This is a genomic window from Thermomonas aquatica (assembly GCF_006337105.1).
GTDB classification, from domain to species: domain Bacteria; phylum Pseudomonadota; class Gammaproteobacteria; order Xanthomonadales; family Xanthomonadaceae; genus Thermomonas; species Thermomonas aquatica.
In genome coordinates, this window is the sequence record NZ_CP040871.1 from 1,015,902 (window position 1) to 1,028,738 (window position 12,837).

Consider the following 12,837-nt stretch of genomic DNA (forward strand, 5'->3'; position numbering starts at 1 on the left):
CTTAACCCTCCACCACCAGGCCCATCGAGCGGGCGGTGCCCGCGATCGTCTTCACCGCCGCGTCCAGGTCGGCCGCGGTCAGGTCGGCTTCCTTGGTCTTGGCGATGTCTTCCAGCTGCTTGCGGGAGACCTTGCCCACCTTGTCGGTGTTCGGACGCTTGGAGCCCGAGGCGATGCCCACGGCCTTCTTCAGCAGCACCGACGCCGGCGTGCTCTTGGTGACGAAGGTGAAGGTGCGGTCCGAGTACGCGGTGATGATCACCGGGGTCGGCAGGCCGGGTTCCAGCTTGGAGGTCGCCGCGTTGAACGCCTTGCAGAACTCCATGATGTTCAGGCCGCGCTGGCCGAGGGCGGGACCCACCGGCGGCGACGGATTGGCCTGGCCGGCCTTGACCTGCAGTTTGATGTAACCGACTACTTTCTTTGCCATTGCTGCTTCTCCGGGTGCAAACGCCTGTTGTCAGGCTCCCCATCGGGCCGGGAAGAGCGCGTGCCCCGGCTTCACGTTGTGATTCGTCTCACGTGCCGACGGCCGCGCAAGGCGGCCGGTCGTTTGTCTGGCTCCCCGCAGGGAGCCGGAAAGCATATCAGGTTTTTGGCTGCCCGCCCAGCGGGCAGGCCGGTCAGGCCTTCTCGACCTGGCCGAACTCCAGCTCGACCGGGGTCGAACGGCCGAAGATCAGCACCGCGACCCGCAGGCGGCTCTTGTCGTAGTTGATTTCCTCGACCACGCCATTGAAGTCGTTGAACGGACCGTCGACCACGCGGACCATCTGGCCCGGCTCGAACAGCACCTTCGGCTTCGGCTTCTCCACGCCCTCCTGCACCCGCTGCAGGATCTGGTCGGCCTCGGCGTCGCGGATCGGCAGCGGGCGGTCGGCGGTGCCGCCGATGAACCCCATCACCTTCGGGGTTTCCTTCACCAGGTGCCAGGACTCGTTGTCCATGCGCGGGATGCCGGCCTCGTCGTGGGTGGCGATCTGCACCAGCACGTAGCCCGGGAAGAACTTGCGCTCCGAACGGCGCTTCTGGCCGGCGCGCATCTCGATCACTTCCTCGGTCGGCACCAGCACTTCGCCGAAGCGGTCCTGCATGCCCATCCGCGCGATGCGGTCGCGCAGCGCCTGCGCCACCGACTTCTCGAAGCCGGAATAGGCGTGCACCACGTACCAGCGCTTGTCGATCTGAGCTTCCGTCATCGTGCGATCCTCAACCATTGCCCAGCAGCCACTTGACCGCCGCCTGGATCACCAGATCCATGCCGGCCAGCATCAGGCTCATCAGGATGACCACCGCGATCACCACCCACATCGTGCGCGTGGTTTCCTGGCGGGTCGGCCACACCACCTTGCGCAGCTCGAAGCGCGATTCCGAGAGGAACTCGCGGGCCTGCACGCCCTTGGCGGTGGCCATGAACACCAGGCCGCCCGCCACCAGGCCGGCAACGACCGCAAGGATGCGCACGCCGGTGGGCCACTGGCCGTCGAACCAGTAGAAGGCGAACAGGCCTGCCGCCGCCAGCAGCAGCGCGAGGGCGTACTTCACGATGTCCCCACCGGAGGCGGACTGGGTAGGCAGCGTCTTGCTGGTCAAAACGTCGATCTCTGTTGGCGCGCGCGCCGGCGACACGGGTCGCGGATGGCACGCCAGGAGGGACTCGAACCCCCAACCTGCGGTTTTGGAGACCGCTGCTCTGCCAATTGAGCTACTGGCGTATCGATTTGCTACTTGTTGATTGTGCCGTTTCCTGAAAAGGCAACGGCGGCTTGCGCCGCCTGCCTTTCACCCCAACCCGTTCCCGCAGGCGGAAACGGGGGAAACGCAGGGGCTTACTTGATGATCTTGGCGACGACGCCGGCGCCGACGGTACGGCCGCCTTCGCGGATCGCGAAGCGCAGGCCATCGTCCATCGCCACCGGGTTGATCAGCGACACCACCATCTTCACGTTGTCGCCCGGCATCACCATCTCCACGCCTTCCGGCAGGGTCACCGCACCGGTGATGTCGGTCGTGCGGAAGTAGAACTGCGGGCGGTAGCCCTTGAAGAACGGCGTGTGACGGCCGCCCTCGTCCTTCGACAGCACGTACACCTCGGCCTCGAAGTCGGTGTGCGGGGTGATCGAACCCGGCTTGCACAGCACCTGGCCGCGCTCCACGTCGTCGCGCTTGGTGCCGCGCAGCAGCAGGCCCGCGTTGTCGCCCGCCTGGCCCTGGTCCAGCAGCTTGCGGAACATTTCCACGCCGGTCACCGTGGTCTTCTGGGTCGGGCGGATGCCGACGATCTCGATTTCATCGCCGACCTTGATGATGCCGCGCTCGATGCGGCCCGTCACCACGGTGCCGCGGCCCGAGATCGAGAACACGTCTTCCACCGGCATCAGGAACGGCTTGTCGATGTCGCGCTCCGGCTCCGGAATCCAGGTGTCCAGCGCGTCCACCAGCTTGATGATCGACGGCACGCCGATCTCCGACTGGTCGCCTTCCAGCGCCATGCGCGCCGAACCCGAGATGATCGGGGTGTCGTCGCCCGGGAACTCGTACTTGCTCAGCAGCTCGCGGACTTCCATCTCCACCAGCTCCAGCAGCTCGGCGTCGTCCACCATGTCCGCCTTGTTCAGGTAGACCACGATGTACGGCACGCCCACCTGGCGCGACAGCAGGATGTGCTCGCGGGTCTGCGGCATCGGGCCGTCGGCCGCCGAGCACACCAGGATCGCGCCGTCCATCTGCGCCGCACCCGTGATCATGTTCTTCACGTAGTCGGCGTGGCCCGGGCAGTCCACGTGCGCATAGTGGCGGTTCGGGGACTCGTATTCCACGTGCGCCGTCGAGATCGTGATGCCGCGCGCCTTCTCTTCCGGCGCCGCGTCGATCGAACCGTAGTCCTTGAACTCGCCGCCGAAACGCTCCGCGCCCACCTTCGTCAGCGCCGCCGTCAGCGTCGTCTTGCCGTGGTCCACGTGGCCAATCGTGCCCACGTTCACGTGGGGCTTGGTGCGCTCGAACTTACCCTTTGCCATGGCTGCGTCTCGTTGGAGTTACTGGATGTCACCAGTGAATAGTGGTGCTCACGAAAGGAATCGAACCTTCGACCTCCTCCTTACCAAGGAGGTGCTCTACCGACTGAGCTACGTGAGCAAGTTGTAAGGCGGGACGGGCGTCGTGGTGCAATGGTGGAGCGGGAGACGGGAATCGAACCCGCGCTAGTAGCTTGGAAGGCTACAGTTCTACCATTGAACTACTCCCGCACCGGGAGCCCTGCCTGTGTTGCGCCGATGGCTGGTAAGGCCGCCGGGTGGAACAAAACGATACCGCTTGAAGCTGGTGGAGGGAGGTGGATTCGAACCACCGAAGGCGTAAGCCAGCAGATTTACAGTCTGCCCCCGTTGGCCGCTTGGGTATCCCTCCGAATTGTTTCGCTGGGTTGCCGCAGGGACGTCCCAAAGAGCCCGCAATTTTGGGGTGCGCTTGGCCGCCTGTCAACGGCCACGACCACCGAAATTGCAGTTTTCGTCAGACGTTGAAGCGGAAATGCAGGACATCGCCTTCCTGCACCCGATATTCCTTGCCTTCCAGGCGCAGGCGGCCGGCATCGCGGGCGCCGGATTCGCCCTTGTACTTGAGGAAATCGTCGTAGCCGATGGTCTCGGCGCGGATGAAGCCCTTCTCGAAATCGGTATGGATCACCCCGGCGGCCTGCGGCGCGGTGGAACCGGCCTTGACCGTCCATGCACGGACTTCCTTCACCCCGGCGGTGAAGTAGGTCTGCAGGCCCAGCAGCTTGTAGGCAGCGCGGATCACCCGGTTCAGGCCGGGCTCGTCCAGGCCTAGGTCCTTGAGGAAATCGTCGCGGTCGGCATCGTCCAGCTGGCTCAGTTCTTCCTCGATGGCGGCCGACACCGGCACCACCTCCGCGCCCTCTTCCGCTGCGCGCTTGCGCACCGCGTCCAGGTGCGGGTTGCCCTCGAAGCCGTCCTCCAGCACGTTCGCCACGTACATCACCGGCTTCAGGGTGAGCAGGAACAGCTCGCGTACCGCGGCCTTCTCCTCCTCGTCCAGCGCCACGCTGCGCGCGGCCTTGCCCTGGTCCAGCGCGGCGCGCAGCTTCTGCAGCACGTCGATCTTCGCCTTGGCGTCCTTGTCGCCGCTCTTGGCGACGCGCTCGTAGCGCGAGATCGCCTTGTCCACCGATTCCAGGTCGGCCAGCGCCAGCTCGGTGTCGATGGTGTCGATGTCGGCCAGCGGATCGACCTTGTTGTTGACGTGGATCACGTCGTCGTTCTCGAAGCAGCGCACCACGTGGGTGATCGCGTCGACCTCGCGGATGTGGGCCAGGAACTTGTTGCCCAGGCCCTCGCCGCTGGCGGCGCCGGCGACCAGGCCGGCGATGTCGACGAATTCGACCGCGGTCGGGATCACCTTCTGCGGCTTGACGATCTCGCTCAGCGCGTTCAGCCGCGGATCCGGCACCGGCACGATGCCGACGTTCGGCTCGATCGTGCAGAACGGGAAGTTGGCGGCGGCGATGCCGGCCTTGGTCAGCGCATTGAAGAGCGTGGACTTGCCGACGTTCGGCAGGCCGACGATGCCGCATTTGATGCCCATGTCGCGTGTTGCTCCGTTGCCGCACGGCGTTTCGCCATGCGAAGAAAATTCGGTTGGATCAGCCCGGCCGCGGGGTATGCAGCCGGGTCATCGCATCCATGTAGTTGCCGTTCACCGCCAGCGGCAGCACGCCGATGGCGTCGTCGATGGCGCGCAGGATCGCCGCCTCGTCGTCGCGCCCGGGCCTGCCGAGCACCCACGGGGTGACCTTGTCCTTGTGCCCGGGATGGCCGATGCCGATCCGCAGGCGGTGGAACTTGCCATGCCCGAGCAGGCGCATGGTGTCGCGCAGGCCGTTCTGGCCGCCGTGGCCGCCGTCGAACTTGAGCCGGGCCACGCCGGGCGGCAGGTCCAGTTCGTCGTGCGCCAGCAGCGCCTCCTCCGGCTCGATCTTCCAGTAGCGCAGCGCCGCCGCCACCGACTTGCCGGACAGGTTCATGAAGGTCGCCGGCTTCAGCAACCAGACGCTCTGCCCGGCGATCTCCACCCTGGCGGTTTCGCCGAACAGCTTGCTCTCCAGGCCGAAGCGCGCGCCGGCCTGCTCGGCCAGGGCGTCAACAAACCAAAACCCGGCGTTGTGCCGGGTTCGGGCGTGTTCGGGTCCGGGATTGCCCAGCCCGACGATGAGGCGCAAGCCTGCCATCGCGGCGTCGCAAAGCAATGCGGGCAGCCCGCCGGCGCGAACCGGCGGGCCGCGGCGCGATTACTTGTCGTCCTTCTTCGCGGCCTTGGTCGCCGGCACGTCGGCAGCGGCCGGCGCAGCCTCTTCGGCCACGTCTTCGCGACCGTGCTTGGCGATCACCACGGCGACGTCGTGTTCCTTGCCCAGCTTCAGTTCCGGCAGCTCGACGCCCTTCGGCAGCTTGAGGTCGGACAGGTGGACGATGTCGCCCACGGCGAGGTTCGACAGGTCGATCTCGATGAACTCCGGCAGGTCCTTCGGCAGGCAGCTGACTTCCACTTCGTTCAGCTCGTGCAGGACCAGGATGCCCGCGGTCTTGCCGGCCGGCGACTTGTCCTGGTTCAGGAAGTGCAGCGGGACGCTGGCGCGCAGGGCCTGGTTGGCGTCCACGCGCTGGAAGTCCAGGTGCATGATGATCTGCTTGAACGGATGGCGCTGCATGTCGCGCAGGAGCACCTGCTCGACCTTGCCGTCGACGTCCAGGTTCAGGATCGACGAATAGAACCACTCGTTCTGCTGGGCCAGCCAGATCTTCTCGTGGTCGAGCTGGATGGCCTGCGGCGCGGACTTGCCGCCGTAGACGATGGCCGGGATCGAAGCGGCAAGTCGCAGGCGGCGGCTCGCACCCTTCCCCTCGACGTTGCGGCTCGTGGCCGAGATGTTGTGTTCGGACATTTCGATGTACTCACTTCATTGCGATGAACCGCCTCGCGGCGGCGAAGACACTCACCCGCGACCAGGTGAGTGGGGTGCGATGCCGGCATTCGCCGGCATCGCGAAACGTGCCGTCAGTCCACGTACAGCGAACTGACCGATTCGCCGAACGCCACCCGGCGGATGGTTTCGGCCAGCAGCTCGGCGACGCTGAGCTGGCGGATCTTGCCGCAGGCGCGCGCCGCGGGCGACAGCGCGATGGTGTCGGTCACCACCAGTTCGTCCAGCTGCGACCTGGCGATGTTGTCCAGCGCGGCGCCGGACAGCACCGGATGGGTGCAGTACGCCGCCACCTTCAGCGCGCCGCGCTCCTTCAGCGCGTTCGCCGCGGCGCACAGGGTGCCGGCGGTGTCGACGATGTCGTCCACCAGCACGCAGGTCTTGCCCTCCACGTCGCCGATGATGTTCATCACGGTGGCGACATTGGCCTTCGGCCGGCGCTTGTCGATGATGGCCAGGTCGGCATCGTCGAGGCGCTTGGCGATCGCGCGCGCGCGCACCACGCCGCCGACGTCCGGCGAGACCACGATCAGGTTGTCGGTGCCGTGCGCGCGCCAGATGTCGGCGAGCAGCAGCGGCGAGGCGTAGACGTTATCCACCGGGATATCGAAGAAGCCCTGGATCTGGTCGGCATGCAGGTCGACCGTCAACACCCGATCGGTGCCCACCGCGCCGAACATCTTGGCCGCCACCTTGGCCGTGATCGGCACGCGCGAGGAACGCGGGCGGCGATCCTGGCGGGCGTAGCCGAAGTACGGCACCACCGCGGTGACGTTGGCCGCCGAGGCGCGCTTCAGCGCGTCCACCAGCACCAGCAACTCCATGAAGTTCTCGGCGGTCGGCGCGTTGGTCGGCTGGATCACGAAGACCTCCTGCCGGCGCACGTTCTCCTCGATCTCCACCTGCACTTCGCCATCGGAGAAGCGGCTGACCAGGGCCTTGCCCGGGCGGATGCCGAGTTCGCGGCAGACCGCCTCGGCCAGCGGCCGGTTGGCGTTGCCCGAAAACACCAGCAAGTTGCGTTCGTCCTGCATGTTCAGCTCCGCTGCGCTCTGACCGTGGCGGTGGAAATGACCGCGCGGTTGGCGCGCGGCAAGGAATTGCACGTATTGCAGGATGGCAGGGGCGGAAGGATTCGAACCTACGCATGCCAGGATCAAAACCTGGTGCCTTAACCGCTTGGCGACGCCCCTGTAGTGAAACTCTCCACCGCGTCCAGCAGTGGCGACCGATCCGCGCCGCGCGCCAGCCAGGCATTCACGCCCACTGGCAAAGCGGCCAGCGCCGCCTCGGCGGATTCGCGGGTGGCGAATTCGACGAAGCAGCCGCTGCCCGAACCCGTCAAGCGCGGCGTGCCGATGCGCGCCAACGCTTCGAACAGGGCCTCGACGGCGGGTTCGCGGCGGCGCAGCACCGGCTCGAACGCATTGCCGAGCGCGGTTCCGGAAAGGAAGTCCGCTATTTTCGCGGGTGCAGCATTCCGCGTCAAATCAGGCGCTTGGAAAAGTCCGGCGGTGGCGGCATGGACGCCCGGACTGGCCAGCAGGTACCAGGCCGAGGGCAGGTCGATGGCGGTCAGCCGCTCCCCCACGCCCTCCGCCCAGGCATTGCGGCCATGCACGAAGACCGGCACGTCGGCACCCAGCCGCAAGCCCAGCTCGGCCAGCCGTTCGAAATCGAAACCCAGGCCCCAGAGCCGGTTCAGGGCCACCAGCACGGTCGCCGCATCAGATGATCCACCGCCGAAGCCGCCACCCATCGGAATGCGTTTTTCGATGCCGATATCGACACCTTGTACGCATTTCGACTCATTTTTCAGGATTTTGGCTGCGCGCACCAGCAGATCATCGGCTTCCGCCACGCCGGCCGCACCCTCACCTACCCGGGCGATCACGCCATCCATTCGCGGGCGCAGGAATACGCTGTCGCCCCAGTCGAGCAGGCGGAACACGGTTTGCAGCTGGTGGTAGCCATCGGCCCGGCGCCCGACGATCTGCAGGAACAGGTTCAGCTTGGCCGGGGCCGGCCAGGCGCTCCAGCCCTGCGCAGCGGGGAAACGACTCATTCGAGGCTGGCGTCCCAGCGGTCGACGACCAGCCGCACGCGATCCTCGCCGCGCTGGGCATTGATCCGGCCTGGCATCGGCAGGCCGGACACGGCATCGGCCTTCCAGTCGGCGTAATCGACGACCCAGCCAGCTTGCTCGATCCGCGCCGGCAGCTGGCCGGCGGCGAACACGATGCGCGACGCGCCGAACGTCGCGACTGCCGCCTGCGCCCCACGCATCCAACAGCCCAGCGCCGCCACCGGGATGTCCCAGCCGGTCGCCGCGCGCAGCAACGCAGCTGCGTCAGGACCCCGCAGCGGGCCATTCGGCACCCCGTCCAGCGTCGCTTCGCCCGCATCGACCGCCAGCGTCCAGCTCTGGCGGGTGATCGGCGCGGACAGGCTGACCTGCACCCGACCGTCGCCCTGCAGCCATTCGATGCGCCCGCTGCCGCCGTCCTTGCCGTTGGACAGCGCCACGCGGCCAGCCATGCTCCAGTCGGGCGCAGCGCAGTCGCCCGCGGCCAGGCCGAGCGCCGCTTCGCGCGCGCGCTGCGCGGCAGGCGCCGCCGGATCGGGCAGATCGACCACCACCGGCTTGGTCGCCATGGTCTGGCAACCGGCCAGCGCGAGGCATGCGGCCGCGATGGAAACGCGGAGCTTCATGCCCCCACGTCCTTCAGCGCGCGCCGCAAGGCGCGATTTTCCGGGTCGATGCGGCGCGCTTCCTCGAAATATTTGCGCGCTTCGTCCTTCTCGCCCAGCACCCACAGCACCTGCGCCAGGTGGCTGGCGATGTCGGCATCCTTCTGCAGGGCGAAGGCATGGCGCAGGTGGCCCAGCGCCTCGCGCGGCTTGCCCAGCTTGAACAGCACCCAGCCGTAGCTGTCGATGATCGCCGCGTTGCCCGGTTCGGCCACGCGCGCGCGGTCGATCAGCTCCAGCGCCTCCTTGTAGCGCGTGGTGCGGTCGGCCAGGGTGTAACCCAGCGCGTTCAGCGCGTTCACGTCGTCCGGCGCGATCACCAGGATGCGGCGGAAATCCGCCTCGGCCTTGGCGATCTCGTCGCGGCGCTCCCACAGCAATGCACGCGAATACAGCAGGGCCTCGTCATCGGCGAAGGCGGCCAGGCCGCGCGAATAGGCGTCCAGTTCGCCGACGGCATCCTTGTCCTTGAGCCGCAGTTCGGCCTCCAGCAGGTAGGCGTCGCGCTGGGCGTCTTCTTCCAGGGTGGCATCCGACTGGATCGCACGCAGCGCCTCGTAGGCCTGCGGCTTGCGCTGCAGCTGGAACATCACGTTGGCACTGCGCAGGCGGGCGATGCCCTGCGCTTGCTCGCCGGGCACGTTGGCGTACCAGGCTAGGGCTTCCTCGTAGCGTTCCAGCAGTTCGGCCACCTGCCCCAGCAGCAACCGGCGCATGGGATTCGGCCGCGTGGCCTCGCGCCTCAATTCGTCGTACAGCGTCGCCAAGCCGGCCTTGTCCTTGGCCTTGTCGAGCAGTGCGGCCCGCTGCGCGTAACTCGATTCATCCTGCGCGCCGAACGACAGCACCCGCGCCGCCTGCGCAGCATCGCCCAGCGCGTCGTATTCGCCGGCCAGCGACCAGCGCAACTGCGGCGACGAACGCGCGGCGTCTTCGAGCCCCGCAAGCAGCGACCGCGCTTGCTCGAGCTTGCCGTCCTCGCGCAACAGCTGGGCACGCAGCAAGCTCACGCGCGGCTCGCCGGGGAAACGGGCGACCACCTGCTGGACGATCCGTTCCACCACCGCCGGCTGCTCCAGCCGCTGCGCCAGCCCGCCGAAACCCAGCCAGGGCTCCAGCTTGTCGGGCAACGCACCGTCGTCGACGAGGTCGTCGAGCACCGCCACCACCAGTTTGGGCTGCTTGCCGACCGCGCCGATCAGCGCGGCCAGCACATGCTTCCAGCCGTCGCCGCCATCGGCCAGCAAGCCCTGCAGCTCGCGCCTGGCCGCGCGCCTATCGCCCGCACGCAGGGCCAGGGTGGCGGCCACCGCCTGCCGCGGCGCGCTCTGCTGCGGGGCCAGCGACTGCCACAGGCCATAACTTTCGCGGGCCAGGGCGTCTTCGTTCGCCAACAGGGCGATGCGGGTGGCGCGCTCGGCCAGCACCGGATCGGAGGCTGCGCGCGCGGCCTGCAGGTAGCGGCGCGCGGCATCGGGCAGTTGCCCGGCCTGCAGGGCGAATTCGCCGGCGATGCTGGCTTCCAGCGGGTCTTCGGCCGGCGAAGGCAAGGGTTTCGCGGCCTGCGCCGGCAACGCCCCCGCCAGCAGGGCAAGGCAGAGCAGCAGGCGGGAACCACGGCGTTTCGGCATTGGCATGGAAAATTCTTCTTGAAACCGGGGCCGGTACAATGTCCGGTCGTGCCGGCAGCTTAGCGCAGGCGCCTGAACGGATTTCGGACACCCGATTGAACTTTCGATGAGCCTGCACGTCCTCGGCATCAACCACCAGACCGCGCCGGTTGCCCTGCGCGAGAAGGTGGCGTTCGCCCCGGATGCGCTGGGCAACGCGCTGGCCTCGCTGCGCAAGCTGCCGCAGGTGCACGAGGCGGTGCTGCTGTCCACCTGCAACCGCACCGAGTTGTACGCGCATACCGACGACGACGGCCGCGCGCTGGCCGACTGGCTGGCCACCCACCCGGACACCGGCCACGACCTGCACACCTACCTGTACCGGCACCGCGACGGCGATGCCGTGCGCCACCTGTTCCGGGTCGCCACCGGCCTGGACTCGCTGGTGCTGGGCGAGCCACAGATCCTGGGCCAGGTGAAGCAGGCTTGGGCGGCCTCGCGCGATGCCGGCGCGTTGGGCGGCCAACTCGACCGCCTGTTCCAGCAAGCCTTCGCCACCGCCAAGCGCGCACGCACCGACACCCGCATCGGCGCGAATCCGGTCTCAGTGGCATCAACGGCCGTGCGACTGGCGCAGGATTCGTTCGCCCGCCTCAGCGAGTCCAGCGTGCTGCTGATCGGCGCCGGCGAGACCATCGAACTGGCCGCGCGGCACTTGGTGGAAGCCAAGGCGCAGCGCCTGCTGATCGCCAACCGCACCCTCGCCCACGCGCAGGACCTCGCCACTCGCCATGGCGGCGTCGCGTTGCCGCTGGCCGAACTGGACAAGCACCTGGCCGAAGCCGACATCGTGATCTCCGCCACCGCCAGCCGCGAGCCGGTGCTGCATCGCGCGCAGGTCGAACATGCGCTGCGCCTGCGCAAGCATCGGCCGATGCTGCTGCTCGACCTGGCCGTGCCGCGCGACATCGCGCCGGATGTTTCGGGATTGCGCGACGTGTTCCTGTACACGGTGGACGACCTGGAGCGCGCGATCGAGGACAACCGCCGCAGCCGCCGCGAAGCCGCCGAACAGGCCGAGGCGATCGTCGAGCTGCAGACCGCGCGCTTCGTCGAGCACTTGCAGGCCAGCGGCCGCCAGCAGCCGATCCTGCGCCTGCGCGCGCATGGCGATGCCGCGCGCGCCGAGGCATTGGCGAAGGCGCAGCAACAACTCGCCGCCGGCGCATCGCCGCAGGAAGCGCTGGAGTTCCTGGCGCATACGCTGACCAACCGCCTGCTGCACGCACCGACGGTGGCGCTGCGCGAAGCCGCGCTCAGCGGTGATGGCGAATTGCCGCGCGCGGCGGAGAAATTGTTCCCGCACGGCACGGGCGACACCGACGCATGACCCCAGCGCTGCGCCGCAAGCTCGACGCCCTGGTCGAGCGCCGCGAGGAAGTCGAACGCCTGCTGGCCGATCCGTCGGTGGCCGCCGACCAGACGCGCTTCCGCAACCTGTCGCGCGAGTTCTCGACGCTGCAGCCGGTCGCCGATGCGCTGGCCGCGGAAGCGCAGGCGCGCGCCGACCTGGCCGCCGCCGAGGCGATGCGCAGCGATCCGGAACTGCGCGAACTGGCCGACGACGAAATCGAAGCCGCCACTGCACGCCTTGCGCAACTGGAAGGCGAACTGCTGGCGCAGCTGATCCCCAAGGACGCGCGCGATTCCGGCGGCCTGTACCTGGAAGTGCGCGCCGGCACCGGCGGCGACGAGGCCGCGATCTTCGCCGGCGACCTGTTCCGCATGTATTCGCGCTATGCGGAAACGCAGGGCTGGCGTGTGGAAGTGGAATCGGCCAACCCCGGCGAACACGGCGGTTTCAAGGAAATCGTGGCCCGCGTCGAAGGCGACGGCGCCTATGCGAAACTCAAGTACGAATCCGGCACCCATCGCGTGCAGCGCGTGCCGGCCACCGAATCGCAGGGCCGCATCCACACCTCGGCGGCGACGGTGGCGATCATCGCGATCGAACCCGGCGACGACGCCGAGATCACGATCAACCCGGCCGACCTGAAGGTGGACACCTTCCGCAGCTCGGGCGCCGGCGGCCAGCACGTCAACAAGACCGAATCGGCGATCCGCATCACCCACGTGCCCAGCGGGGTCGTCGTCGAATCGCAGACCGAGCGCAGCCAGCACGCCAACCGCGACAAGGCGATGAAGCGCCTGCAGGCGATGCTGGTCGAAGCCGAACTCGAGAAGCGCGCCGCCGCGCAGGCCGCCGACCGCAAGCTGCAGGTCGGCAGCGGCGACCGCAGCCAGCGCATCCGCACCTACAACTTCCCGCAGGGCCGGATCACCGACCACCGCGTGGAAGGCCTGACCCTGTACGACCTGCCCAACATCATCGAAGGCGACCTCGACCCGCTGGTGCTGCGCCTGCAGCAGGAGCAGCAGGCCGAGGAACTGGCGCGCCTCGCACGCGAGAACTGA

General features: G+C 67.9%; 13 protein-coding genes and 5 tRNA genes. 2 read left to right on the plus strand and 16 right to left on the minus strand.

Features of this window, described 5'->3' with window-relative positions; all coding sequences use genetic code 11:
* Position 1: 1 nt before the first annotated feature.
* The 16 genes from rplK to FHQ07_RS04985 all read right to left on the minus strand — a co-directional run bounded on the left by rplK (position 2) and on the right by FHQ07_RS04985 (position 10,389).
* Positions 2–430, minus strand: coding sequence for a 50S ribosomal protein L11 (rplK, locus tag FHQ07_RS04910; RefSeq protein WP_139715758.1), 429 nt, complete (start codon positions 428–430; stop codon positions 2–4).
* A 193-nt stretch (positions 431–623) separates the two neighbouring features.
* Entirely contained in the window at positions 624–1,199 is a 576-nt protein-coding gene (gene nusG / locus FHQ07_RS04915; protein ID WP_139715759.1) for a transcription termination/antitermination protein NusG, read from the minus strand.
* Between the two features lie 10 nt (positions 1,200–1,209).
* Entirely contained in the window at positions 1,210–1,593 is a 384-nt protein-coding gene (gene secE / locus FHQ07_RS04920; protein ID WP_139715760.1) for a preprotein translocase subunit SecE, read from the minus strand.
* Positions 1,594–1,639: 46 nt separating this feature from the next.
* Positions 1,640–1,715: transfer RNA gene (locus tag FHQ07_RS04925), tRNA-Trp, on the minus strand.
* A gap of 114 nt (positions 1,716–1,829) precedes the next feature.
* The gene (gene tuf / locus FHQ07_RS04930; RefSeq protein ID WP_139715750.1) at positions 1,830–3,020 is read right to left on the minus strand and encodes an elongation factor Tu; all 1,191 of its coding nucleotides are present in this window, start codon (positions 3,018–3,020) and stop codon (positions 1,830–1,832) included.
* Between the two features lie 42 nt (positions 3,021–3,062).
* Positions 3,063–3,138 (minus strand) — tRNA-Thr (locus tag FHQ07_RS04935).
* A 36-nt stretch (positions 3,139–3,174) separates the two neighbouring features.
* Positions 3,175–3,248: transfer RNA gene (locus tag FHQ07_RS04940), tRNA-Gly, on the minus strand.
* Between the two features lie 74 nt (positions 3,249–3,322).
* Positions 3,323–3,408: transfer RNA gene (locus FHQ07_RS04945), tRNA-Tyr, on the minus strand.
* Positions 3,409–3,513: 105 nt separating this feature from the next.
* A complete protein-coding gene (ychF, locus tag FHQ07_RS04950) occupies positions 3,514–4,605 on the minus strand; it encodes a redox-regulated ATPase YchF (protein ID WP_139715761.1) in 1,092 nt (363 codons plus the stop codon).
* Between the two features lie 58 nt (positions 4,606–4,663).
* Positions 4,664–5,248 (minus strand): aminoacyl-tRNA hydrolase, encoded by a 585-nt coding sequence (gene pth / locus FHQ07_RS04955; protein ID WP_139715762.1) that lies wholly within the window; start codon positions 5,246–5,248, stop codon positions 4,664–4,666.
* A gap of 60 nt (positions 5,249–5,308) precedes the next feature.
* Complete coding sequence (locus FHQ07_RS04960; protein ID WP_139715763.1) at positions 5,309–5,962, minus strand: 50S ribosomal protein L25/general stress protein Ctc; 654 nt, start codon at positions 5,960–5,962, stop codon at positions 5,309–5,311.
* 113 nt (positions 5,963–6,075) lie between these two features.
* Entirely contained in the window at positions 6,076–7,035 is a 960-nt protein-coding gene (locus FHQ07_RS04965) for a ribose-phosphate diphosphokinase (RefSeq protein WP_139715764.1), read from the minus strand.
* A gap of 83 nt (positions 7,036–7,118) precedes the next feature.
* Positions 7,119–7,194 (minus strand) — tRNA-Gln (locus tag FHQ07_RS04970).
* Positions 7,173–8,066 carry a 4-(cytidine 5'-diphospho)-2-C-methyl-D-erythritol kinase gene (gene ispE / locus FHQ07_RS04975; protein WP_139715765.1) on the minus strand — a complete coding sequence of 298 codons (894 nt, stop codon included), beginning with the start codon at positions 8,064–8,066 and terminating at the stop codon, positions 7,173–7,175. The genes FHQ07_RS04970 and ispE overlap by 22 nt, the downstream gene beginning before the upstream one ends.
* The gene (lolB, locus tag FHQ07_RS04980; RefSeq protein ID WP_139715766.1) at positions 8,063–8,713 is read right to left on the minus strand and encodes a lipoprotein insertase outer membrane protein LolB; all 651 of its coding nucleotides are present in this window, start codon (positions 8,711–8,713) and stop codon (positions 8,063–8,065) included. Before lolB ends, ispE begins: the two co-directional genes overlap by 4 nt.
* A complete protein-coding gene (locus tag FHQ07_RS04985; RefSeq protein ID WP_139715767.1) occupies positions 8,710–10,389 on the minus strand; it encodes a tetratricopeptide repeat protein in 1,680 nt (559 codons plus the stop codon). Before FHQ07_RS04985 ends, lolB begins: the two co-directional genes overlap by 4 nt.
* 100 nt (positions 10,390–10,489) lie before the next feature.
* Between FHQ07_RS04985 and hemA the strand changes: the two genes are divergently transcribed.
* Both hemA and prfA read left to right on the plus strand, forming a co-directional pair.
* Entirely contained in the window at positions 10,490–11,752 is a 1,263-nt protein-coding gene (gene hemA, locus FHQ07_RS04990; protein WP_139715768.1) for a glutamyl-tRNA reductase, read from the plus strand.
* On the plus strand, positions 11,749–12,837 hold the full coding sequence (gene prfA / locus FHQ07_RS04995; RefSeq protein ID WP_139715769.1) for a peptide chain release factor 1: 1,089 nt from the start codon (positions 11,749–11,751) through the stop codon (positions 12,835–12,837). The genes hemA and prfA overlap by 4 nt, the downstream gene beginning before the upstream one ends.

Bases quoted from the DNA above. Each gene is read 5' to 3' on its own strand.
- rplK (WP_139715758.1), bottom strand. From the start codon at position 430: ATGGCAAAGAAAGTAGTCGGTTACATCAAACTGCAGGTCAAGGCCGGC.
- FHQ07_RS04965 (WP_139715764.1), bottom strand. From the start codon at position 7,035: ATGCAGGACGAACGCAACTTGCTGGTGTTTTCGGGCAACGCCAACCGG.
- ychF (WP_139715761.1), bottom strand. From the start codon at position 4,605: ATGGGCATCAAATGCGGCATCGTCGGCCTGCCGAACGTCGGCAAGTCC.
- ispE (WP_139715765.1), bottom strand. From the start codon at position 8,066: ATGAGTCGTTTCCCCGCTGCGCAGGGCTGGAGCGCCTGGCCGGCCCCG.
- tuf (WP_139715750.1), bottom strand. From the start codon at position 3,020: ATGGCAAAGGGTAAGTTCGAGCGCACCAAGCCCCACGTGAACGTGGGC.
- FHQ07_RS04960 (WP_139715763.1), bottom strand. From the start codon at position 5,962: ATGTCCGAACACAACATCTCGGCCACGAGCCGCAACGTCGAGGGGAAG.
- prfA (WP_139715769.1), top strand. From the start codon at position 11,749: ATGACCCCAGCGCTGCGCCGCAAGCTCGACGCCCTGGTCGAGCGCCGC.
- pth (WP_139715762.1), bottom strand. From the start codon at position 5,248: ATGGCAGGCTTGCGCCTCATCGTCGGGCTGGGCAATCCCGGACCCGAA.
- hemA (WP_139715768.1), top strand. From the start codon at position 10,490: ATGAGCCTGCACGTCCTCGGCATCAACCACCAGACCGCGCCGGTTGCC.
- FHQ07_RS04985 (WP_139715767.1), bottom strand. From the start codon at position 10,389: ATGCCAATGCCGAAACGCCGTGGTTCCCGCCTGCTGCTCTGCCTTGCC.
- lolB (WP_139715766.1), bottom strand. From the start codon at position 8,713: ATGAAGCTCCGCGTTTCCATCGCGGCCGCATGCCTCGCGCTGGCCGGT.
- nusG (WP_139715759.1), bottom strand. From the start codon at position 1,199: ATGACGGAAGCTCAGATCGACAAGCGCTGGTACGTGGTGCACGCCTAT.